We start from the raw sequence: 19,997 nt of genomic DNA, 5'->3' as shown, positions 1-19,997 counted from the left end.
GAACAAGCCGATTGGCAGTGCCAAAGTCACTGCAGTGAGCAGTTACGTGCCGTCTGGTGGCGCGGTGGCTAGTGCAGCACCAGCATGTCGCCGGACGAGAACGAAATCTCGGCCTTCTCGCCGACGGCGGGCGGCGGCGTCGCCGGGCTGTTGAACGTGTCGAGCGACACCGTGTTGCCGCCAATTCCGACGCGAACCCGGATCACCGAGCCGAGGAAGTGGACTTCGGAAATCTCGCCGGACAGGCTGGAATCGCGGCCAGGCTGACGGCCGAGCGAGATCGCTTCCGGCCGCAGCGCCAGCGACAGCGTGTCGCCGGACTTCGAACCATTGAGCTTGCCCTTGAGCGAGACTTCCTGCGTGTTCACCTGAACCGTGCCGGCCGCGGCATCGGTGACCTTGCCTTCGAGCACGTTCAGCGTGCCGACGAAATTGGCGACGAACTTGGTCGCTGGCCGGTTATAGATTTCGAACGGCGTGCCGACCTGCTCGGCCTTGCCGCCATACATCACGGCGATGCGGTCGGAGATCGACAGCGCCTCTTCCTGGTCATGGGTGACGAAGATGGTGGTGATGCCGAGCTTCTTCTGAATCGAGCGGATCTCCTCGCGCAGCGACACGCGCACCTTGGCGTCGAGCGCCGACAGCGGCTCGTCGAGCAGCAGAAGCTTCGGCTTCGGCGCGATGGCGCGCGCCAGCGCGATACGCTGCTGCTGGCCACCGGAGAGTTGGTAGGGATAACGATCGGCCATCTGCGGCAGCTTGATCATGTCGAGCATCTCGGCGACACGGGCATCGATATCCGCCCTGGGCATCCCGGCGACCTTCAGGCCGAAGCCGATGTTCTGCGCCACGGTCAGGTTGGGAAACAGTGCGTAGGCCTGGAACACCATGCCGACATTGCGCTGGTTGGGCTTCAGCCTCGTAATGTCCTTGCCTGCGACGACGATCTTGCCGGCCGATGGCTCCTCGAAGCCGGCAACCATGCGCAGCACCGTGGTCTTGCCGCAACCGGACGGTCCGAGGAACGAAACGAACTCGCCCGGCTCGACGTCGAGATTGAAATCCTCCACGACCGTAGTAGCGCCGAAGGACTTTCGGACGTGCTGGATAGAGAGGAATGGCTCGGCCATGGTTCTTTCTCTTTCGATCAATTCGGGCGGTTAGCGGACTTCGGCGCAAACCGCGACAGGACCTGGATCAGCGACATGCAACCCCAGGTGATTACGAAGGCGATAATGGACAGCGCTGCCGGTTCATAGGCCCTGTTGGCAACCAGATTCTGCAAATATGGACCGAAAGCGGGCCGATTGAGCAGGCTTGCCATGGTGAACTCGCCAATGACGATCGCGAACGTCAGGAAGGCGCCGGAGAGCACCGCGATCAACACGTTGGGCAGGATCACGCGGGTGACGATCGTACCCCAGCCGGCACCGAGGATCTGGGCCGCTTCAGTCAGTGTCCGCACGTCGATGGTACGAAGCCCGGTGTCGACTGCCCTGTACATATAGGGCAGCGCCAGCGCCGCGTAGCCGATGACCAGCAGGGCGTTTGTGGCCATATTGTTCGACAGGAACGGCAGCGGCGAATTCGAGCCATACATTCTGATGTAGCCAAAAACGATGACGATGGCCGGGATGACCAGTGGCAACAAGGTGATGAACTCGACCACCGGGCGAAGCTGGGGCAGACGCAGCCGGATCCAGTAAGCAGTGGGCACAACGATCAGCACGCCGAGAATGATGGTGAAGACCGCCACGATCACCGAATACATGAAAGTTGTCTGGAACTGGCTGTCGCCAAGCACGACCTTGTATGCATCGAAGGAATAGACGCCGCGCCGCATGCGCAGTGAAAACTCGATCGTTGCGATCAGCGGTATGAAGAAATAGGCCGCGCCGAGGATGAAGACGATCCAGGCCCAGAATTTGCCAGCCTTCATTTGAGCCACCTCTCGGAGCGGGTCCGGAACCAGATGTAGAAGATGTTGGCCAGCCCGGTGATGAAGATCATGCCGAAGGCAATCGCATAGCCGAGGTGGGCATTGTGCAGCACATCGCCGCGTATCTGCGCGTAGAGCAGGATCGGCACGATGTTGAGTGAAGAGCCCGTCAGCGCATAGGCGGTGGCGATGGCGCCGAAGGCATTGGCGAAAAGCAGGATCACAGTGCCCAGGAAACTCGGCCATAGCACGGGTATCACAACCATGCGCCAGTACTGCGTCTGTGTAGCGCCGAGCGTGGCGGCGGCCTCACCCCATTCTTTCTTCAGTCCGTCGATCGCAGGCACGATGATGACCACCATGAGTGGAATCTGGAAGTAGACATAGGTGAGCGTCAGCCCCCAGAACGACAGCAGGTTGAAGCCATGCGCATAGAGGTTCAGGCCGACCAGCGTATTGAGCAGAACGGTAACCAGCCCAAGGCGGCCAAGCGTTGCGATGAAGGCAAAGGCCAGCGGCACGCCGGCGAAATTGGAAGCCACTCCCGAGAAGGTCAGCGTTGCCGAGCGTATCCAGTTCGGCAGACCGCCCCGCACGATGGCGATGGCGATGGCGAGGCCAGCGAAAGCGCCGATCAGAGACGAGGCCAGGCTGACCTTGATCGATATCCAATAGGCCGCGACGATGTTCGCCTGCGACAGCGCGAAGATGTTTTCCAGCGTGAACCCGCCGGCATCGTTCTGAAATGCGCCCAGCATCAAATAGAGCGTCGGCAAGATCAGGAACATGATGGCGAAGATGAAGAATGGCGTCACGCCGAGCCATTGCGTCGGCAGCCGCAGGGCGCGCGCTTCTCCTGGGGGGGCGGTTTTTCCCGCAACAGCCTGATTGGAAAGCGAGAGATCGGTCATGCGCCGGCTACCGTCTTCGAGGAAAGGCCGGGCGGCCTCGCGGCCGCCCGGTGGATTTCGATCTTACTTGACGTTGGCGCCGACGACGGCGTCCCAGTTCTTGGTGATGGTTTCCTTGGCCTTGCCCTGTTCATCGAGCGTCGGGAACGCGGCCGCGGCATAGGATTCCGCCGGCGGCAGCTTGGCCAGAACATCAGCCGGGATCTTGCCGTTCTTGGCGAGATCATTGAAGCGGATCGGGTGGCAATAGCCCTTCAGCCAGCCGACCTGGCCTTCGTCGGAATAGAGGTATTCCATCCAGAGCTTCGCTGCGTTCGGATGCGGAGCATAGGCGCTGATCGCCTGCACGTAGACACCTGCGACGACGCCGGTCTTCGGCACGATGACGTCGACGGGCGGGTTGCCCTTCAGCGTATCGCGGCCCGAAAGCGCGTTGTAATCCCAGGTGACGAGGATCGGTGTCTGGCCCTGGGCGAGCGTCGCCGTCTTGCCGATGACCGGCACGAAATTGCCGGCGGCATTGAGCTTCTTGAAGAAGTCGAGGCCAGCGGTGCCAGCGGCTTCACCAGCTGCCGCACCACCGGAAAGGCCGGCGGCGTAGACGGCTTGGATGGCCTGGTTCGACGCGCGCGGATCACCGGCAAGCGCGACCGAGTTGGCGAATTCTGGCTTCAGCAGGTCAGCCCAGTCGGTCGGGGCTTCCTTGACCAGATCCTTGTTCACTTCGAAGGCGAGCACACCGTAATAGTCGCCGTACCAGGCGCCGTCGGCATCCTTGGCGCTGTCCGGGATCGAGTCCCAGGTCGACACCTTGTAAGGCATCAGCAGGCCGTCGGCCTTGGCGGTCGGTCCGAAGGACAGGCCGACGTCGATGACGTCGGGAGCCTGCGGGCCCTTGTTGTCCTTGTTGGCCTTGATCGCCTCGACCTCGTCGCCGGAGCCGGCATCGGGGTTGAGCTCATTGATGGTGATTTCGGGATATTTGGCCTTGAAGCCGGCGATGACGTCGCCGTAACCGCACCAATCATGCGGCAGCGCGATGGTGGTTAGCTGGCCTTCAGCCTTGGCGGCCTTGACGAGATCGTCCATCGAATCCGCGGACGAAATCACCGTCGACGCAAAAAGCGTCGCGGCCGAAAGGGAAAGCACCTTCCCCGTGAATTTGAACATGTGTTCTCTCCGTTGAACTGACGCCGTTGGACGCCTGCGATGCGGTATCGTTTTCATGTGACAGCCAGATGAAAGCTTTGTGAAACCCTTGGCCGGCAGCAGAAAAAGTTAACTCTTTTTAACCGGCTGTAGCAATTAGCCGTCACTTATTTTTCCGGCTAATCACTTTCTGCCTTGTTCTCCATCCCTTCCCCCTTGGTTAGCGCTTATTTTCAGATCAACTTTCCGTATCGGCAGGCCGTCTCAGATCGTGCCAGCGATCGCGTTTTCCAGCAGCGTCAGCGCCGCCTTCTTGGTCAGCTTGACCGGATTGCCGCCGGCCGTCGGATCGACCACCGCCATGTCGGCGATCAGCGCCTTGCGCTTCTTGTCCATGTCGAGCCCCTTGATCAGGCCCGGCAGCGCATGCGGCACCTTCAATTCCTTGCGCAGCTTGATGATCGCCTTGGCGAAGCCGTCGAAGCCGCCCTTGATGCCGCAATAGGCGGCGAGCCTGGCGATACGCTCCTCGATGGCGTCACGGTTGAAGGCAAGCACATAGGGCATGAACACAGCGTTGGTCATGCCGTGATGGGTGTCATAGAGCGCACCGATCGGATGCGACAGCGAATGGATGGCGCCGAGGCCTTTCTGGAAGGCGGTGGCGCCCATCGCGGCGGCACTCATCATGTGCGCCCGGGCGACAAGATCCTTGCCGTTGGCAAAGGCCTTTGGCAGGTTTTCGAACACCAGGCGCACGCCTTCGACCGCAATGCCGTCCGCCATCGGATGATAGCCCGGTGCGCAATAGGCTTCGAGGCAATGGGCAAGCGCGTCCATGCCGGTGCCGGCGGTGATGAAGCCTGGCATGCCGACCGACAGTTCCGGGTCGGCAATCACGATCGCCGGCAGCAGCTTGGGATGGAAGATGACCTTCTTGGTATGCGTCGCCTCATTGGTGATGACGCCGGCGCGGCCGACTTCCGATCCAGTGCCGGCCGTGGTCGGCACCGCGATGATCGGAGCGATCGCATCCGAATTGGCGCGCGTCCACCAATCGCCGACATCCTCGAAATCCCACACCGGCCTTGTCTGGCCTGCCTGGAAGGCGATCAGCTTGCCGAGATCGAGCGCCGAGCCGCCGCCGAAAGCGATGATGCCGTCATGCTTGCCCTTCTTGAACACCGCGATGCCGGCGGTCAGGTTGGACTCGACCGGGTTCGGCCTCACCTCGGAGAAGACACCGTATGGGATTTTGGCATCGTCGAGGATCTTCAGGGTCGAGGCCACGACCGGCAGTTTGGCCAGGCCCGGATCGGTGACGAACAGAGGCCGCTTGATGCCGGTGGCGCCAAGCACCTCAGGCAGTTCCTTGATACGCCCGGCGCCGAAGCGAACGGTGGTGGGGTAGTTCCATTTGGAGATCAGCTTGGACATTTTTTGTCTTTCGAAAAATCAGATGGCTTCGCGCAGGTGGAAGGATTTCGGCCGGGTCAGATTGTCGTAGCCGATGGCTGACAAGCCGGCGCCCTTGCCGGTGTTCTTGACGCCGGTCCAGACCAGGGCCGGATCGAGATAGTCGCAGCGGTTCATGAACACCGTGCCGGTCTCGACGCGGTTGCCGATCGCCACAGCGTGCTCGGTATCGCGCGTCCAGATCGAGGCCGTCAGCCCATAGGGACTGTCGTTCATCAGCGCGATCGCCTCCTCGTCGTTGCGCACCTTCATGATGCCGACGATCGGACCGAAACTCTCCTCGCGCATGACGCTCATCTGGTGATCGACCTCGGTCAGCACCTCCGGCGCCAGATAGGGCGAGCCAGCCTTGTCGTTGGTCACCTTCATGTTGATGTGCGCCTTGGCACCCTTGCGCAGCGCCTCGGCCTTCTGCTCGCGGATCAGGTCGGCGAAACGGGCCTGCGCCATCGGCCCCATCGTCGTTGCCTGATCGAGCGGATTGCCGACGACATAGTTCTTCGTCTCGGCGATGAAGCCCCCGACGAATTCATCATAGACCTTTTCGTGCACATAGACACGCTCGATGCCGCAGCAGCACTGGCCGGAATTGTAGAAGGCGCCGTCAACCAGATTGGCGACCGCATGGTCCATCTTGGCATCGGGCAGCACATAGGCCGGGTCCTTGCCGCCAAGCTCGAGCCCGAGCGTCATGAAGGTGCCCGCCGCCGCCTTTTCGATGGCACGGCCGCCGGCGACCGAGCCGGTGAAATTGACATGGTCGATCTTGCCCGAGCCGAGCAGCTTTTCGGTCTGGGCATGGTTGAGCACGACGTTCTGGAACACGCCCTTGGGCAGGCCGACCTTGTAGAAGGCCTGTTGGAAACGCTCGCCGACCAGCAGTGTCTGCGCCGCGTGCTTGAGGATGACGGTGTTGCCGGCCATCAGCGCCGGCACGATGGTGTTGACGGCCGTGAGATAGGGATAGTTCCAGGGCGCGATCACCATGACCACGCCGAGCGGATCCTTCTTCACATAGCGGCGGAACCCGTCCTTCGGGTTGGATGCCGGCACGGATTTGAGCGCCGCCTCGGCGATCTCGACCATGTAGTTGGTGCGTTCCTTGACGCCGCCGAACTCGCCGCCATGGCGGACCGGCCGGCCCATCTGCCAGGCGATCTCGGGCACGATCTCTTCGGTCATCGCAACCAGCGCTTCCAGCATGGCGAGCATGTATTTGCCGCGCTCGACGATCGGCACCTGCGCCCACTTCTCTTGCGCCGCCTTGGCGCGCTCGACTGCCGCATTGACCGCCTGGTCCGTCGCGATCGGCCGCTCGGCATAGATCGAGCCGTCGACGGGGGTAGTGAGTTTGACCGTTTCGGTCATCGTTTAAATCCTCGCACTTCTTTAAAATCGAAAAATCATCAGTCTTTGTGCTGCCTCATCCGTCCGCAGGCACCTCATTCCGTTTGGTGACGGGAGAAGAGAGCTCCAACGTCGACGCACCCTCTCCCCGTTCTCTATTGGGAGAGGGTGAGGGGCTTGGACGCTTCGCAGGCAATCTAATACCGCTCGAATCCCCTGTGCAGTTCCCAATCCGTAATGCGGCGATCGTATTCGAACTGCTCCCACTTGGCGGTGTGGACATAATGTTCGAGCACGTCTTCGCCGAGCGCCTGTTTCAGCATCTTCGACTTCGCCAGCGTCTCGGTGGCATCGCGCAGCGTCTTCGGAATCTCCGGCAGGCGAGACGCCTGATAGGCATCGCCGACGAAGGGTTTCTGCAATTCGAGCTTCTCGTCGATGCCGGCAAGTCCGGCGGCGATCAGCGCGGCGAAGGCGAGATACGGGTTCAAATCGGCGCCGCCGATGCGGCATTCCATGCGGATGCCCTTGGTGCCCTCGCCACACAGGCGGAAGCCGGCGGTGCGGTTGTCCTCGCTCCACATGATCTTGGTCGGCGCGAAGGTGCCGGCCTGGAAGCGTTTGTAGGAGTTGATGTAGGGCGCCAGGAACCAGGTGAACTCCTTGGCGTATTTGAGCTGGCCCGCCGCCCATTGCTGGCCGAGCGTCGACAGCGTCCACTCAGCCTTCTTGTCGAAGAACAGCGGCGTCTTGCCGTCGGCGCTCCACAGCGAATTGTGGATGTGGCTGGAGTTGCCGGCGAGCCCGTAATTGTATTTCGACATGAACGAGATCGCCTTGCCTTCGGACTCGGCAATCTCCTTGGCGCCATTCTTCAGGATGACGTGGCGGTCGGCCATGTCCAGCGCCTCGGCATAGCGCACATTGATCTCTTCCTGGCCTGGACCCCACTCGCCCTTGGAGTTCTCGATCGGAATGCCGGCCGCTTCCATCTCGTTGCGAAGCCGGCGCATGACGCCTTCTTCCTTGGTGGTGATGCCGATCTGGTAGTCGCCGATATAGGGCGAAGCGGTGTCGAGACCCTGCCAGTGCTTCTTGCGGGCGGAATCGTAGGTTTCGTTGAACAGATAGAATTCCAGCTCGGACGCGAAATAGCCGATATAGCCGCGCTCCGTCAGCCGTTTGATCTGCTTTTTCAGGATGGCGCGCGGCGAATGCGGCAGGTCGTCATGGGTGTGGTGGTCGAGCACGTCGCAGATCACGAGCGCGGTCTTCTCCAGCCACGGAATGCGCCGCAGCGTGGCGAGATCCGGCTTCATGACGAAGTCGCCATAGCCCTTCGACCAGCTTGCCGCCTTGTAACCGGGCACCGGCTCCATATCGATGTCGGCGGCCAGCAGGTAGTTGCAGCCATGCGTTTCGTCATGCGCGGAATCGACGAAGTACTGTGCCAGGAACCGCTTTCCTGCCAACCGGCCCTGCAGGTCGACGATGCAGGCGAGCACCGTGTCGATCTCGCCGCTGGAGACCGCTTTCTTCAACTGATCGAACGAGAAATTTCCGGCCATTCCTGTGGCACTCCAGTGCTTGTCGTTTCGGGCTTGTCACGTTGAACGGGAACAAAAAGCCGTGGCGGGCGAGCCCGCTACGGCTTGATTGGCTGTTACGCGGATTCGCCAACGGCCTTTTCAGCCGCTGCGATGGTCGCCCTGCGCTTGGCGATTGCCGCATCGCCGATAGGCGGCCCCTGGAAGCGGCGATTTTCAACGGCGAACCACAACACGACGAGCAGAACGATCAATCCGATCGCATAATTGATCAGGATGTCGAAGGGCGGTTGGATGCCGGCATACATCAACACCAGAACACCAAGCACGGTAATGACGGCAAACGGCTTTGACCAGATGCCGAGCCGGAATGGTCCGAATTCGGTCCAAATCTTTCCTTCCGCAAGAAGTCCGGCTGCGATCGGCATGGCATAGGAGACATAGAGGAAGAGAGCGCAACCAGCTGCGAGCGCCGCGAAAGCCGGCGAATAGAGCGTGGCGGCGATCGACAGCACAACACCGAGCCAGATGGCCGGGACGGGCGTGCGCCAGGTCGGCGAAACCTGCTTCCACACAGATGACCCCGGCAGACCGCCGTCACGCGAGAAGGCAAAGATCATGCGGGAGGTCGAAGTGAGCCCGGCCAGCGCGCACAGATAGTTCGACAGCACGATGGCGATGCCGAGCACAGCCTTGAGCCAAGTTGGCGCCGGCAGATTGTTGAACAGGTTGAACCAGGCATTACCGCCATCCTTGGCGGTCGCGACGAGATCTGGGCTGGCAAGGACGAAGGAAACCGCCATGACGAAACCGAAGACGAGAGACCAGAGGACCGCGTGGATCATGCCTCTCGGCACGGCGACGCGGGCATTGTGCGTTTCCTCGGCGGTATGCGCCGACGCGTCGAAGCCGGTGATGGTATAAAGCGGGTAGAGAAGGCCGATGAGGAAGGCCACGAGCGCCGTACGGGCCGTCGGAACATAGCCACCGCCAAGATCGCCGGTCGTGTTCACGAAAGTCGTCAGCCGCGCAAGATCGAAGCCATGCGCGCCCCAGATCAGGAAGGTCAACGTCAGGACGACCGCGACAACGAGGATGAGATAGCCGGAAAAGTCGGTCAACATCGTCGTCGTCTTGATGCCGAGATGATTGAAGAGGCCCTGGGTGATGGTAATCAGGACGACTGCCGCCGTTTGCTGCCAGAACCCCCAGGCCGATGTGTCCCAACCGAAGATTGGGCCCGCGACGAGGCCTTGAAACAGCAGGTAGACGCCGACATTCACCGAAGCAACGACGAAGATCAGGCCGAGCAGGTTGATCCAGGCCGTGGCCCAGCCCCAGCCACGCCCGCCGAGGATTGAGGACCAGTGATACAGGCCGCCGGCTGTCGGATATGCTGATCCAATCTGGCCGAGAGAAGCCGCGACCACGAGCGCAAAGACGCCGCCTATAACCCAGCCGATGGTCGCCTCGAAACCGCTGCCGGTTGCCATGGCCAGCGGGAAGGACGTTATGCCGCCAGCCAGAATGCAGATGATCGAGAAGGAAATAGCAAAATTGGAGAAGCCGCTCATGCGGCGAGCCAATTCCTGGGCATAGCCCATACTGTGAAGGATTTTCGTGTCCTCCGACTTGTCGGAGTGATCAGGTGTTGTCATGTCAGAATTCCCCTGTTGGTCCTTAGCTGGCCGATTGAACTGACTTTCCGACTGAACGCGATCTGGTTTGTCCTGCTCCTCTGGTTCCAGATCCGAGAAAATGCCCGTGAGCAGATCCGCCCATTTCCGCTGCCCGGTGTCGCCGGAGATTTCGTCGTTGCGGATTTCGATCATGGCGCAGGGCAGCCCGCGTGAGCGCGCGTGCCGTTCCAGCGTGAAATAGACGCGGTCGGCAGGCGAATAGGGTTCGTTGACGCCGACGGTGATGCCGGCGAGCCGCTTGAGCGCCGATATCAGTGGCGATGCCAGCCGGCGGTCCTCGTCGTGAATGATGCCGATATGCCAGGGCCGGTTGCGGCTCTTGTAGACCGGCGTGAAGGAATGGACGGAGACCAGGCGGGTCTCCTGACCGCGCGCCAGCCTGTCCTCGACAATGTGCTCGATCGCGTCGTGAAACGGCTGCCAGGCAAGGGCGATCCGCGCCGCGCGCTGTTTTTCCGACAGGCCGGTATTACCGGGTATGGCTGTCGTTTCGCTGACCGGCGGCACCAGGTCCGGCGCGTCGAGCGGCCGGTTGCAGTCGATGACGAGACGCGAAATGCAGGTTTCGACCAGCGTGGCATCGAGTGCCTGCGCCATGCGCGTTGCCACCGGCAGAGCGCCGGGATCCCAGGCGATGTGCCGGGAAAGGTCTTCGGCGGCAAGGCCGAGCGTGCCGAATTCGGCGGGCAGGAAATTGGAAGCGTGATCGCAGGTCAGCACGAAAGGGCTCGATCCGCGCGGGTTCGTCACCCTCACGGTATCGGACGATGCAAGGCTGGCGGGCCGTGCTTTCTCCATAGTCTGCGGTCCCCGGGGAGCGCTGTATCGTATATTACGTATTTTGCCTCATTGCGTCCCTACGGATGATTTCATACAGTTTGTCCGGCTTTGTCAAATGCGATCTCGTGGGCCAGGCCAAGGGGTGGGGAAAACATGATTTCCAGCATTGCCGAACTGATCGCCGACCGCGTCGGCACGATGCCGGCCGGCGAACGGCGCGCGGCCCAGACGCTGATCGCGAGCTATCCCTTGATCGGCCTCAAGACGGTCGCCGAATTCTCGGCTGCGGCCGGCGTCTCCTCGCCGACGATCCTGCGCTTCGTTGCCCGGCTGGGCTTCCAGAACTATCCGGAATTCCAGTCGAGCCTGCAGGACGAGTTGGCGGCGCAACTGCAATCGCCGGCCACGCGAACACTCAACCCGCCCTCGCCCGGCGGCGGCACGGTGTCGCCGATGCTGGAAGCGACGCTCGACAACATGCGCGAGACCTTCCGCCACCTCTCGGACAGGCAGCTTGCCGACATTGCCACCCGGCTTGCCGAGCGGCGCGGCAAGACATTCCTGATCGGCGGCCGCTTCACCGATCCGCTGGCGCGCTACATGGCCGCCCATCTGGCGGTCATCCAGCCCGATGTCTTCCATCTCGCCGGCCAGGAAAGCATGTGGCGCGACCGGCTGATCGACATGGGCAAGCGCGACGTGCTGGTGATCTTCGACATCAGGCGCTACCAGGACAGCCTCGTCCGCTTCGCCGAGAAGGCGCATCAGCGCGGCGTTCAGATCGTGCTCTTCACCGACCAGTGGCTGTCGCCGATTGCCCGGTTTGCCCGCCATGTCATCGCCGGACGCACCGCCGTGCCTTCCGCATGGGATTCTTCGGCCGCGCTTTTCGTCGTCGCCGAAACGCTGATCGGCGCCGTCACGAGACAACTTGAGGCCGACGGCGCCCGGCGCATTCGGGAAATGGAAGGCCTGCGCTAGCTACGTTTCCAACGCAAACCGCAACGGCTCCAGGGAGCGTCCGGATCTCACGTTACCGAGATTTAATGTGCACGATCGCGTGATAATTGCCATAAACCGATGATATCGGGATGTGGCGTGGCTGGTTTTCGCCCCCAGCCCGTATCGTCGCTGCATTCGTTTCCATGTGGAACCGGCAGACGATTCTTCGCTGGAGTGTCGATGTCGCGCTGGAAACAGATTGTCCTTGGGCTTGTGATTTTGGTCGTCGCCGCGGCTGCCTGGGCGCGTTTCTACCCCGGTGCTCCTGAAGTGCTGGCGCGCTGGGGGATGGATTGGGCGTATGGCGCGACACCCCCGGCGAAAGAGGCCTCGGCCGCCGGTTCCCGGCAGGGTGGGCGCAACGGCGCCCAGATTGTAACCATCGTCGCATCGCCGGCCGCCTCCGCAACCATCAACGACCGCCTGCAGGCGATCGGCACCGGCCGCGCCAACGCCTCGGTGACCGTCAATCCCTATAGCTCCGGCCGCCTTGCCGAACTGCTGGTCGAATCCGGTAGTCATGTCGACAAGGGCCAGATCATCGCGACGCTCGATTCCGAGACCGAGATCATCTCTCAGGACCGGGCCAAGCTCGCTTTGCAGGATGCGCAATCCAAGCTTGATCGCGTCAAGTCGCTGCGCGCTTCCAATGCGGCGACGCCTGTCGCCGTTGCCGACGCCGAAGTGGTTCTGGCAGGCGCGAAGCTGGCGCTTCAGGATGCCGAACTTGCACTGCAGCGCCGCTCGATCCTGGCGCCGATCGCCGGTACCGTCGGCATCCTGCCGATCTCCGCCGGCAACTATGTGACCAACCAGTCGGCGATTGCCACGCTCGACGACCGTTCCTCGATCCTGGTCGATTTCCAGGTGCCCGAGCGCTTCGCCGCCGCCATCAAGGTCGGCGCCCAATTGACGGCAACGCCCATTGCCAATCCGAGCAACGCCTATACCGGCACGGTTTCGGCCATCGACAATCACATCGACGAAAAGAGCCGCACGCTCCTGGTCAAGGCCAAGATCGCCAACCCGGCCGATTCGCTGCGTGCCGGCATGTCGTTCGGCATCACCATGAAATTCCCCGGTGAGACCTATCCGGCCGTCAGTCCGCTGGCGATCCTGTGGGGATCGGACGGCGCCTATGTCTGGCAGATCGAGAACGGCAAGGCCAAGCGGGTGCCGGTGCGCGTCATCCAGCGCAACACCGAAACCGTGCTGATCGATGCGAAGATCGACAGCGGCGACATGGTGGTCACCGAAGGCACGCAGAGCGTCAGCGAGGGCGGCGAGGTTCGCATCGCTGGCCAGGAGCAGCCCAACCCCAACGCCGCCGAAGGCTCATGACCGGCCCCGTCAACGCCGCCAGCGACACCGGCTTCACCGCCCTGTTCATCCGCAGGCCGGTGATGGCCTTCGTGCTGAACACCCTCATTGCCGTTGCCGGCCTCGCCGCCTTCTACGGCGTCGAAATCCGTGAACTGCCCGACGTCGACCGCGCCGTCGTCACCGTTTCCACCACCTTCGAGGGGGCGGCCGCCGAAACCGTCGACCGCGAGCTGACCGACACGATCGAGGGTGCCGTCGCCCGCGTCTCCGGCGTCAGGTCGATCTCGTCCTCGTCGTCCTTCGGCTCGAGCCGCGTTACCATCGAGTTCAACGACGGCGTCGACCTGAATGTGGCCGCCTCCGATGTGCGCGACGCCGTCGGTCGCGTCGCCAACCAGATGCCGGACACCGCCGATCCGCCACGCATCGTCAAGGCCGACGCCAATTCCGACGCTGTGATGCGGCTGGCGGTGACCTCCGACAACATGTCGATCCAGGACATGACGGTCGTGGTCCAGGATCAGATCGAAGACGAACTGGCGGCCGTGCCCGGCGTCGCCGACGTCCAGGTCTATGGCGACCGCGACAAGATCTTCCGCATCGACGTCGACCAGAACAAGCTCGCCAGCCTCGGCTTCACGGTCGCCGACCTCAGGACGGCGCTTGCGTCCGTCGCCTTCGATTCCCCGGCCGGCTCGATCACCACGACCAACCAGGACCTGATCGTGCGCACGACCGCCGACGTGACAACGCCCGGGGAATTCGAAAACATCATCATCGGCGGCACGACGCGCATCCGCGATGTCGCCACCGTCACGCTCGGCCCCGATATCGGCCAGACGACGCTGCGTTCGGATGGCAAGACCGGCATCGGCATCGGCATCATCCGCCAGGCGGAATCGAACACTTTGGACATTTCGACCGGCGTGCAGGCCGCCGTCGCCAAACTGCAGCAGAACCTGCCCAAGGGCATGGCGATCAAGATCACGAGCGACGACGCCGTCTTCGTCAAGGGCGCCGTGCACGAGGTCGAGATCGCGCTCGGCCTGTCGGTCACCATGGTGCTGATCGTCATCTATGTCTTCCTGCTCGACTGGCGCGCAACGCTGATCCCTGGCCTGTCGATGCCGGTGGCCATGATCGGCACCATCGCCGCCATCTATCTGGCCGGCTTCTCGGTCAACATCCTGACGCTGCTCGCCTTGGTTCTGGCAACGGGACTGGTGGTGGACGACGCCATCGTTGTGCTCGAAAACATCGTGCGACGCCGCAACGAAGGCATGGGGCCGCGCGCGGCCGCCGTGCTCGGCGCGCAGGAAGTGTTCTTCGCCGTCGTTGCGACGACGCTGACGCTGGTCGCCGTCTTCGTGCCGATCTCGTTCCTGCCCGGCCAGACCGGCGGCCTGTTTCGCGAATTCGGCTTCGTGCTTGCGATGTCGGTGCTTCTGTCCTGCGTGGTGGCGCTCACGCTCTGCCCGATGCTCGCCTCGCGCATGCTGACCAGCGCATCGCTTCACCACGAAGGCGGCCACGGCATCGGCGCCCGCATCGGCGGTGCCTTGAACGCAGCCTATCGGCGCGGCCTGCATGCTTGCCTCGACGCGCCCTGGATCGTGATTCTGGTCGCGGTGCTGTTTGCCGGTACCGCCTTCACGCTGTTCGGCACCATCCGCCAGGAACTGACGCCGACCGAGGACCGCGCGGCCGTGCTGTTGCGCATCAGCGCCCCGCAAGGCGTCAGTCTCGACTACACGACGCAGCAGATGCAGAAGATCGAGAAGCTGATCCAGCCGATGCGCGATTCCGGCGAGATCCGCTCGACCTTCGAGAACGCCGGCCAGAACGGCTCCTACAATTCCGGCTTCATGGTGATGACGCTCGCCCCCTGGAACGAGCGCAGCCGCAGCCAGCAGGAGATCATGGCCGAGATCAGACAGCTCACCAAGCAGGTGCCGAGCGTGCGCATCTTCCCGGTGCAGCCCAACAGCCTCGGCATTCGCGGCGCCGGCAACGGCCTGCAATTCGCGCTGGTCGGCAACGACCGCAAGGCGCTCGGCGACGCGGCGCTGAAGATCATCGCCGAGATGCAGAAAGACCCGCGCTTCCAGACGCCGCGCCTGTCGATCGACCCGACCCAGCCGCAGCTTGCCGTCGCCATCGACCGCGAGCGCGCCTCCGACCTCGGCATCGACATCACCGGGCTCGCCAACACCATGCAGGCCATGCTCGACGGCAATGATGTCGTCGACGTCTACATCGCCGACCGCAGCTATGGCGTGAAGCTGGTTTCCACCACCAATCCGATCAACGATCCGACCGACCTCGAAAACGTCTTCCTGAAGACGGCGGACGGCCGCTTCGTGCCGATGTCGACCATCGCCACGCTGACAGAGCGCGCCGTGCCGCCATCGCTGTCGCGCGAACAGCAGCAGCCGTCGGTGGCGATCACCTCCAACCTCTCAGGCAATTTCGCCCTTGGCGATGCCTTGACCCGCGCCGAGGAGATCGCCACGCCGCTCCTGCCGCCAGGCAGCCGCATCTTGCCGCTGGCCGAGGCGGCGACGCTAGGAGAAACCAACAGCGCCATGGTCACCATCTTCGGCTTCGCGTTGGTCATCATCCTCCTGGTGCTGGCCGCGCAGTTCGAGAGTTTCGTCAGCGCCGTCATCATCATGGCGACGGTGCCGCTTGGTCTTGCCTGCGCCATCATCGCACTGCTCCTGAGCGGCACCAGCCTCAATGCCTACAGCCAGATCGGCCTGGTGCTTCTGGTCGGCGTAATGGCCAAGAATGGCATCCTGATCGTCGAATTCGCCAACCAGTTGCGCGATCGCGGCCTTGGCGTGCGCGAAGCGATCGAACAGGCCTCGACCATTCGCCTGCGGCCGGTGATGATGACGATGATCTGCACCATACTTGGCGGCGTGCCGCTGGTAATGGCCGCCGGCGCCGGCGCGGAGGCGCGCGTGGCGCTCGGCTGGGTGATCGTCGGCGGGCTGGGGTTGGCCACCGTCTCGACGCTGTTCCTGACGCCGGTCGCCTATCTCCTGCTTGGCCGCTTCGTCACGCCCAAGACGCATGAAGAAGCGCGGCTTAAGCGCGAACTCGAGGAAGCCGCCTACACCAATGTGGAGCCGGCGGAATAAAAAATTCCACGAAAGTGTGTTGCGATATTCCATCTGGAATTTCGCCCGAACAGAATACGCTATTTTAAGAACCGACCCTCGATCGACCAGCGCGCGGCGATGAAATTCAGCACCGCCGCCACGATGACACCGCCGATCTTTGCCGGCCACACGCCGGCGATGCCGGCAAAGAGTGCGATCGACAGGCTGGAGACACCGAGCGAAATAAGCGCCCCAAGCGAGACGAAGCGAAGGAAGGCGTCATGCAGCCGGATCGCGCGATTGCGCTCGAACGACCAGAACCCATTCGCCACGAAGGAGAAGACGACGGCGATGGACCATGAGACGATGTTGGCGGGCAGCGGCGGGATATGCAGCTTGAGCAGCAGGAAAAACCCGGCAAGGTCGATGGCCGTGTTCACCAGCCCGACAATGGCGAAGCGGACGATCTTGCTGCCGGTCGAACGCTGGGGCTGGTCGGCGCCGCTCATCCCCTGCCATCCATGATCTCGACACCGGCGCGGGCGAGGCTTTCGCCGAATGCGTCCGAGGCCAGCACGCCGAATTCCACTTCGCGCACCCTTTGCATCGGATCACGCCCGCGCAATGTGTCGTCGACATGGCCGGGATGGCACATGAACAGGCCTCGTTCCCGCAGTGTTTCGACAGCGGCATGCAGAACCGGAGCAAACCTCTCGGGTTGCCGCCAGTCATAGATGCCGGCGAGCGGCTTGAAAATGGTGAAGCCGGCGCGCGCCATCGCACGGTTGAAGCCGGCGGCCACGGCGGCGATTGCCGCTACTTTCGGCGCCACGGCGGCACTGCCGAACGCCGGCGCCCCGCGCAGCACCGGCTTCTCGGTGGCTTCGGAAAATCGCGCCCGCAGCCATGTGCGAACGACCGGCAGAAAATGCACGTGCTGGTGCCCGTCGATGAAGGCCGGCCGGCGGCTCAACGCCTCGATGAAGCGATCGTACTGTGCGTCGAGCTCGGCATGGACATCGCACTCATCGACGCGGCCGCGCAGGACCGGCAGTGCCAGCCGGCGGAGCGGCGGCAGCCGACCTTCCGGCGCCAGGCTCGATCGGCCGGTGACCGCAGGCTGGTCCGTCAGAGTAAGATGCAGACCGACCGCCGCGCGGCCGCACAGTGGCTTTATGAGCGCTGCCGCTTCCGCCCATTCAGGAAAGCCGGTCATACAGCTGGTGCCGGTCAGGCGCCCTCGATCGAGCAGGTCGAGAATCCCGGCGGAAACGCCTGGCGCCAGGCCGTAATCGTCGGCGATCAGGCGGATGCGCCGCGTCATGCCCCGGGTGCGCCTGGCAAGCTGTCAGGGGCGACCTTGCCGCGCAAGACCTCACCATGCAAGACATCCCCGCGCAAGACGTCCCCACGCAAGACATCGCGCACGATGTAGACCGGTCGATCCTTGCTCTCCGAGAGCGTGACCCAGACATATTCGCCGATCAGGCCGAGCAGTGTGAGGTTGAGGCCGCCGAGCAGGACGACGGCGACCATCAGGCTGGGATAGCCGGGCACGGCGATGCCGTAGAACATCACCTCGAAGAACACCTTGGCGCCGTAAAGCAGGCCCGCCAGCGCCGCCAGCATCCCGCTCAGGCTGATGATGCGCAGCGGGATGACGGAAAACGACGTAAACCCTTCCAGCGAAAAGGCGATCAGGTTGAGCCGGCTCCATTTCGACTTACCGCTGGCGCGGTTCTCCGGCGAATATTCTATGGCCTTCTGGCGGAAGCCGGCCCAGGCGAACAGACCCTTGTTGAAGCGCCGCTTGTCGCGCAAGCTCGTCAGCGCGCGTGCCACAGCGGCCCGCATAACGCGAAAATCACCCGCGTTCTCCGGAATGTCGAAGCGCTGGCTGCTGTTGATCAGGCTGTAGAAAAGCCGCGCCAACTGGCTGCGCCGCCAGCTGGCCTCGCGCCGGTCGTTCTGCGCGTAGACGACATCGATGTCGGGGTTTTCCGCCAGTTCGGCGATCATCTTCAGGCTGATGTCCATCGAATGCTGGAGATCGGCGTCCATGACCAGCACCATGTCGCCCCGCGACTGGTCTAGGCCGGCGAGCACCGCGACTTCCTTGCCGAAGTTGCGGCTGAGCCGCACGATCTCCCAGGAACCCGACAGCGCCTGCGAAAACCGCTCTGCGCTATCGTCGCGGCTGCCGTCGTCGATCAGGATCTTGTGGACGGCCATGCCGAAACGTTGCGACACCGCCGCTTCGAGCCTGTCGAGCAATTCGGCAAAAGCCGAAGCCGATTGCGCCTCGTTGAAGAACGGCGCCACGATATCGAGAGTGGGCCGCGACTCAGCCATTTGCGACAGGCCCTTCATTCATCACCTTTTCCCGCGTCACCTTGCCTTGCGCCTTGGCCCAGAACCACCAGATCAGGGAACCGGCGATAATGGTGACCGCGATCGGCCGAAACCAGGGATAGGTCAAATCTTGGATACGGCGGTCGACGCCCGTCAATCCGGTCAGGAACAGCATCGCCGACAGCACCGAGGCCAGGACACCGCCTTTTTCCTCGCGCCATAACAAGGCAATGGCTAGGCCGGCGGGCACGGCGATCATGGCATAGGTGTTAGGTTCGACACGCGGGTTGAAGACGCACATGTAGAACGTCGCCGTCAGGAAGATGGCGAGATCAGCAGTTCCGCGCTCGAGCCTGCGGTCGAACCAGATGACTGCGCAGAGCGTAAACAGGGCCATGACGATGCGTATGACCGTGGCGCCGATTTCCGGCAGTGGCAGTCCCATCCGGGTGAAGGGGGCTGTGAAATCGGTGGGGACGAAGTGGCTGGTGTTGTCGACGGCCATCGAGGTCAGCATCTCTGCGAAAAGACGATATTGGTCGTTGAGATAGCCTGCAGGCGCGAAAGCGTAGGGCAAGGCGAGCACGAACAGCACCGCCAGCACCAGAACCGGTATCAACCGGAGGCGCAGGGCTCCCACCAACAGGAGCATGATGATCGCCGTCGGCTTGGCGATGATGGCAACGGAAGCCCAGAAGAACGTTTCGGCGCGACGCCCCTCGAGCGCCGAAAAGGTAAGGAGCCAGCAGGCGCCGGCCAAGAGGATCGTCGCCTGGCCGTTGCGGATCGCACCCATCGCCATCGGCAGGGCCAGAAAGAGCCCGAAGGAAAGCAGCCACGGCAGTTCCCCGCCGCCGAGCTTGCGCACCTGCCGCATGGCGGCCAATGTCAGCACCGCGAAACCGATAATATGCCAGATCAGGCCGCCGAGATGCGGGCCGAGCTTGACCAGCGGAATGTAGAGCGCGGCAAAGGCCGGCGCGTAGAGATACCCCATCTCGGAGCTGAGATTGTAGAGCGGTCGGCCGGCCAGAAGGGCCTCGCTGCCGTCTATATAGGCCTGCCAGACCGTCCGCGTGTGGGGTGACCACAGGACGAGCGCAAGAACGACCAGGAAGGCTCCGATCCATAGGCCAAGTCCCAAACGGTCGAAAACCGGCTTGGAAAGCGTCATCCGCGCACCCCACACAATTCCAGAACGATTTCCCATCACCGCCTGTATTTGAAGGCGGCATATCACGGACAAAGCAGCGTGGCATAGAGGGGCCGGAAGAGGCGGACATCGAACCCGCCGGCCCACCCTGAAGCCAGAGACCGGCCTTTGTTGATGACCATCGATGGCCTTTTGAAGGCCTCGGCTT

General features: G+C 62.7%; 15 protein-coding genes and 1 pseudogene. 3 read left to right on the top strand and 13 right to left on the bottom strand.

Annotation, left to right across the window (positions count from 1 at the left end; translation table 11 throughout):
- Nucleotides 1-68 precede the first annotated feature (68 nt).
- From AC0NIH_RS09200 to AC0NIH_RS09160, 9 genes and pseudogenes are all read right to left on the bottom strand, one after another.
- Nucleotides 69-1,133: an ABC transporter ATP-binding protein gene (locus AC0NIH_RS09200; RefSeq protein ID WP_287270118.1), complete on the bottom strand. Its 1,065-nt coding sequence runs from the start codon at nucleotides 1,131-1,133 to the stop codon at nucleotides 69-71.
- A gap of 17 nt (nucleotides 1,134-1,150) precedes the next feature.
- Nucleotides 1,151-1,942 (bottom strand): ABC transporter permease, encoded by a 792-nt coding sequence (locus tag AC0NIH_RS09195; protein WP_287270120.1) that lies wholly within the window; start codon nucleotides 1,940-1,942, stop codon nucleotides 1,151-1,153.
- The gene (locus tag AC0NIH_RS09190; RefSeq protein WP_434221290.1) at nucleotides 1,939-2,853 is read right to left on the bottom strand and encodes an ABC transporter permease; all 915 of its coding nucleotides are present in this window, start codon (nucleotides 2,851-2,853) and stop codon (nucleotides 1,939-1,941) included. Before AC0NIH_RS09190 ends, AC0NIH_RS09195 begins: the two co-directional genes overlap by 4 nt.
- 63 nt (nucleotides 2,854-2,916) lie before the next feature.
- Nucleotides 2,917-4,023, bottom strand: a complete 1,107-nt coding sequence (locus tag AC0NIH_RS09185; protein ID WP_352712375.1) for an ABC transporter substrate-binding protein — start codon at nucleotides 4,021-4,023, stop codon at nucleotides 2,917-2,919.
- 243 nt (nucleotides 4,024-4,266) lie between these two features.
- Entirely contained in the window at nucleotides 4,267-5,439 is a 1,173-nt protein-coding gene (locus tag AC0NIH_RS09180) for an iron-containing alcohol dehydrogenase (RefSeq protein WP_023765854.1), read from the bottom strand.
- Nucleotides 5,440-5,457: 18 nt separating this feature from the next.
- A complete protein-coding gene (locus AC0NIH_RS09175; RefSeq protein WP_473464944.1) occupies nucleotides 5,458-6,846 on the bottom strand; it encodes an aldehyde dehydrogenase family protein in 1,389 nt (462 codons plus the stop codon).
- Nucleotides 6,847-7,022: 176 nt separating this feature from the next.
- Nucleotides 7,023-8,393 (bottom strand): glutamine synthetase family protein, encoded by a 1,371-nt coding sequence (locus AC0NIH_RS09170; RefSeq protein ID WP_023778559.1) that lies wholly within the window; start codon nucleotides 8,391-8,393, stop codon nucleotides 7,023-7,025.
- A 95-nt stretch (nucleotides 8,394-8,488) separates the two neighbouring features.
- Nucleotides 8,489-10,030, bottom strand: coding sequence for an amino acid permease (locus AC0NIH_RS09165; RefSeq protein WP_473464941.1), 1,542 nt, complete (start codon nucleotides 10,028-10,030; stop codon nucleotides 8,489-8,491).
- Between the two features lie 22 nt (nucleotides 10,031-10,052).
- Nucleotides 10,053-10,870 (bottom strand): annotated as a pseudogene (locus AC0NIH_RS09160) (N-formylglutamate amidohydrolase).
- A gap of 135 nt (nucleotides 10,871-11,005) precedes the next feature.
- Here AC0NIH_RS09160 and AC0NIH_RS09155 point away from each other — a divergent pair.
- The 3 genes from AC0NIH_RS09155 (at nucleotide 11,006) to AC0NIH_RS09145 (ending at nucleotide 16,323) form a co-directional block, all read left to right on the top strand.
- Nucleotides 11,006-11,833, top strand: coding sequence for a MurR/RpiR family transcriptional regulator (locus AC0NIH_RS09155; RefSeq protein ID WP_013893085.1), 828 nt, complete (start codon nucleotides 11,006-11,008; stop codon nucleotides 11,831-11,833).
- A gap of 201 nt (nucleotides 11,834-12,034) precedes the next feature.
- Complete coding sequence (locus tag AC0NIH_RS09150) at nucleotides 12,035-13,195, top strand: efflux RND transporter periplasmic adaptor subunit (protein WP_473464938.1); 1,161 nt, start codon at nucleotides 12,035-12,037, stop codon at nucleotides 13,193-13,195.
- Nucleotides 13,192-16,323, top strand: a complete 3,132-nt coding sequence (locus AC0NIH_RS09145; RefSeq protein WP_473464934.1) for an efflux RND transporter permease subunit — start codon at nucleotides 13,192-13,194, stop codon at nucleotides 16,321-16,323. The genes AC0NIH_RS09150 and AC0NIH_RS09145 overlap by 4 nt, the downstream gene beginning before the upstream one ends.
- A gap of 59 nt (nucleotides 16,324-16,382) precedes the next feature.
- Here the strand turns inward: AC0NIH_RS09145 and AC0NIH_RS09140 are convergent, their stop codons facing one another.
- The 4 genes from AC0NIH_RS09140 to AC0NIH_RS09125 are packed head-to-tail and all read right to left on the bottom strand — an operon-like array spanning nucleotide 16,383 to nucleotide 19,810.
- Nucleotides 16,383-16,793, bottom strand: a complete 411-nt coding sequence (locus AC0NIH_RS09140; protein ID WP_473464931.1) for a GtrA family protein — start codon at nucleotides 16,791-16,793, stop codon at nucleotides 16,383-16,385.
- The gene (locus tag AC0NIH_RS09135; RefSeq protein ID WP_473464929.1) at nucleotides 16,790-17,608 is read right to left on the bottom strand and encodes a ChbG/HpnK family deacetylase; all 819 of its coding nucleotides are present in this window, start codon (nucleotides 17,606-17,608) and stop codon (nucleotides 16,790-16,792) included. The genes AC0NIH_RS09140 and AC0NIH_RS09135 overlap by 4 nt, the downstream gene beginning before the upstream one ends.
- On the bottom strand, nucleotides 17,605-18,636 hold the full coding sequence (locus AC0NIH_RS09130; RefSeq protein WP_473464927.1) for a glycosyltransferase family 2 protein: 1,032 nt from the start codon (nucleotides 18,634-18,636) through the stop codon (nucleotides 17,605-17,607). Before AC0NIH_RS09130 ends, AC0NIH_RS09135 begins: the two co-directional genes overlap by 4 nt.
- Entirely contained in the window at nucleotides 18,629-19,810 is a 1,182-nt protein-coding gene (locus tag AC0NIH_RS09125) for a glycosyltransferase family 87 protein (protein WP_473464924.1), read from the bottom strand. Before AC0NIH_RS09125 ends, AC0NIH_RS09130 begins: the two co-directional genes overlap by 8 nt.
- Nucleotides 19,811-19,997: the final 187 nt, after the last annotated feature.

The sequence above is a fragment of the Mesorhizobium sp. WSM1386 genome, from assembly GCF_055901595.1.
This window is presented reverse-complemented; position numbering and strand designations above follow the sequence as displayed.

Excerpts from the sequence above, each read along its gene's own strand:
- AC0NIH_RS09175 (WP_473464944.1), bottom strand. The coding sequence starts at position 6,846 with ATGACCGAAACGGTCAAACTCACTACCCCCGTCGACGGCTCGATCTAT.
- AC0NIH_RS09155 (WP_013893085.1), top strand. The coding sequence starts at position 11,006 with ATGATTTCCAGCATTGCCGAACTGATCGCCGACCGCGTCGGCACGATG.
- AC0NIH_RS09130 (WP_473464927.1), bottom strand. The coding sequence starts at position 18,636 with ATGGCTGAGTCGCGGCCCACTCTCGATATCGTGGCGCCGTTCTTCAAC.
- AC0NIH_RS09190 (WP_434221290.1), bottom strand. The coding sequence starts at position 2,853 with ATGACCGATCTCTCGCTTTCCAATCAGGCTGTTGCGGGAAAAACCGCC.
- AC0NIH_RS09145 (WP_473464934.1), top strand. The coding sequence starts at position 13,192 with ATGACCGGCCCCGTCAACGCCGCCAGCGACACCGGCTTCACCGCCCTG.
- AC0NIH_RS09150 (WP_473464938.1), top strand. The coding sequence starts at position 12,035 with ATGTCGCGCTGGAAACAGATTGTCCTTGGGCTTGTGATTTTGGTCGTC.
- AC0NIH_RS09135 (WP_473464929.1), bottom strand. The coding sequence starts at position 17,608 with ATGACGCGGCGCATCCGCCTGATCGCCGACGATTACGGCCTGGCGCCA.
- AC0NIH_RS09140 (WP_473464931.1), bottom strand. The coding sequence starts at position 16,793 with ATGAGCGGCGCCGACCAGCCCCAGCGTTCGACCGGCAGCAAGATCGTC.
- AC0NIH_RS09200 (WP_287270118.1), bottom strand. The coding sequence starts at position 1,133 with ATGGCCGAGCCATTCCTCTCTATCCAGCACGTCCGAAAGTCCTTCGGC.
- AC0NIH_RS09180 (WP_023765854.1), bottom strand. The coding sequence starts at position 5,439 with ATGTCCAAGCTGATCTCCAAATGGAACTACCCCACCACCGTTCGCTTC.
- AC0NIH_RS09170 (WP_023778559.1), bottom strand. The coding sequence starts at position 8,393 with ATGGCCGGAAATTTCTCGTTCGATCAGTTGAAGAAAGCGGTCTCCAGC.
- AC0NIH_RS09125 (WP_473464924.1), bottom strand. The coding sequence starts at position 19,810 with ATGACGCTTTCCAAGCCGGTTTTCGACCGTTTGGGACTTGGCCTATGG.
- AC0NIH_RS09195 (WP_287270120.1), bottom strand. The coding sequence starts at position 1,942 with ATGAAGGCTGGCAAATTCTGGGCCTGGATCGTCTTCATCCTCGGCGCG.
- AC0NIH_RS09165 (WP_473464941.1), bottom strand. The coding sequence starts at position 10,030 with ATGACAACACCTGATCACTCCGACAAGTCGGAGGACACGAAAATCCTT.
- AC0NIH_RS09185 (WP_352712375.1), bottom strand. The coding sequence starts at position 4,023 with ATGTTCAAATTCACGGGGAAGGTGCTTTCCCTTTCGGCCGCGACGCTT.